Consider the following 2164-nt stretch of genomic DNA (forward strand, 5'->3'; position numbering starts at 1 on the left):
CGAGCATCGATGCCTCTCCGCTTCAGCGGACAAGCACCTTTGCCGCCTCCTTGGTCTTGGTGATCGCCATCGCCGCCTGATGGCCTGCAGAGGAAATCTCCCCGACATTCGAGGATACCGTCGAAACGGCCGCCGATGCGCTTTGCATGTTCGACGACATGCTCATGGTGACGGAACTCTGTTCCTCGACGGCCGCCGCCGTCACGGTGACATGGTCGCGGACGCTGCCGATGGCGTCCCGGATGGTGTCGAGCGCGGTCACGACCTCGCCCGAAGTCGACTGCACGCCGTCGATCTCCCGCGAGATCTGCTCGGTCGCCCGGGCCGCCTGGTTGGCAAGGTTCTTGACCTCGGACGCCACGACCGCGAACCCCTTCCCGGCCTCGCCGGCACGCGCCGCCTCGATCGTGGCGTTCAGCGCCAGCAGGTTGATCTGTCCGGCGATGTTCTGGATCAAGCCGACGATGCCGTTCATCGCCTGGGCGGCATTGGTCAGCTTCTCCGTGCTCTGCCCGGCCGCCACCGCCCGGTCGAAGGCATTGTCGGTGGCGGAGCGGGACTTCGCCATGTTCTGGGAGATTTCGTTGATCGATGCCGCCAGTTCCTCGGCACTGGCCGCGACCATCTGAACGTTGGTCGAGGTCTCGTCCGCCGCCAGCGATGCGGAGCGCGCTTCCGAGGTCGACCGTTCGATCGCGCCGTCGATCTCGCCGAAATTGGTATCGATCAGGGTCTTTAAGTTCGCCAGGAGTTCCACCTGGGCCGTGATGTCCGTCGCGAACTTGACGACCTTCACGACCTTGCCATTCTGATCGAGGATGGGGTTGTAGGCCCCTTCGATCCAGATCGGTTTGCCGCCCTTGCCGACCCGCTTGTACTGCCCTGCCTGAAATTCTCCGGCCCGAAGCCTGTCCCAGAACGCCGTGTAGTCCCGGCTGTCGCGCTGGCTGGGTTCGACGAATATGCCGTGATGCTTGCCCTTGATCTCGTCCAGGCGGTATCCCATCGCGTTGAGGAAGTTGTCGTTAGCATGGATGATCTCGCCACTGACCGAAAACTCGATCACGGCCTGTGATCGGTTGACGGCGGTAAGCTGCATCGCGTAGTCGAGGTTCAGAAGCCGTTCCTTGGAGTCGGACCATTCCACGATGAAGCCGATCCTCTGCCCCTTGTCGAAAAGCGGGCTGACCAGCAGATCGAAGACGCGCTTGCCGACGTGGATGGTGGCGCTATGCGGCTTGTCCAGCGCTGCCAGCATCTTGCGCTGATGGCCGGGGTTCTTGTGGAAGATGTCGATGTTGCTGCCGACAAGGTTGGCGACGCTGAAGCGAGGAAGTTCAGCCTTAAGCTCGTCTTCTGCGTCCCGCATAAGGTTCAAGGCGGCAGGATTCATGTAGGTGATGTTGAGCTGACTGTCGGCAATCATCACATTGGCGCGCAAAGCGTCCAGGCCCGCAGTTTTACTCGTTTCTACAGCTATTCTGCTGAACTTCTTGAACATAACTGCTTTCCCCGGCGTTTCGAACTCTTTCCATCATTGAATAAGGAGATTAATAAAATTTTACGCATCTGAGAAAATCAGATAGCTCTTTAGTCGTCCTAAGGCAGAAATTGGCAATAATCACTCATAGGCTAAAGCGTATGAGTGATCATCGTAGCTAGTTCTCATATGCCAAACGGCCTAGCCCCAGATGCGGCGCCAGTACTCGCTAAAATCGGATCGGGAAGCCGAGCGAGGCTGCTGAAATCTCTCGGGCGGTCCCAGCAGTTGTCCGTCCCGGTCCACCTGGGCACGGATGCCCCAGAAGCCCAGTTCGGTGCTGCCCATCATGCCATAGCGGTAATCGAACGCCTCCACGGCGGCGCCTTCGGCATTCTCGACGACCCGCCACCACAGCTTTTCCATTGCGAACCACCGGAAAATCCCGGCTTCCCAGGTCGTGGCGACCCTGTCGATCAGGGGATCGTGCCGGATCGGATGGGTGGTCCAGTCGATCGTTCCTCCGGCCACGATCGAATAATATCCGACCATGATGCTGTCAGGCGTTTCGGCGACGACCCGGCGGAACCAGGGTTGAAAGAGCTGCGGATACGCCAGGACGTTCTGGACCGGCTGGCCGGCCGTCTTCAACTGCTGGCGCGCCTCGGCCCGGATGTTCTCGTT

Annotated in this window: 1 protein-coding gene and 1 pseudogene; both read right to left on the reverse strand. The window is 60.0% G+C overall.

The window, feature by feature from the left end; all coding sequences use genetic code 11:
* Positions 1-22: 22 nt before the first annotated feature.
* Complete coding sequence (locus AC5JJ6_RS10760) at positions 23-1501, reverse strand: methyl-accepting chemotaxis protein (protein ID WP_496042030.1); 1479 nt, start codon at positions 1499-1501, stop codon at positions 23-25.
* Positions 1502-1681: 180 nt separating this feature from the next.
* Positions 1682-2164: pseudogene (locus tag AC5JJ6_RS10765) on the reverse strand (metal-dependent hydrolase); the annotation flags it as partial.

It is taken from the genome of Skermanella sp. (assembly GCF_059503625.1).

What these genes read in the sequence shown, in the direction of transcription:
- AC5JJ6_RS10760 (WP_496042030.1), bottom strand. Translation starts at nt 1,501, where the DNA reads ATGTTCAAGAAGTTCAGCAGAATAGCTGTAGAAACGAGTAAAACTGCG.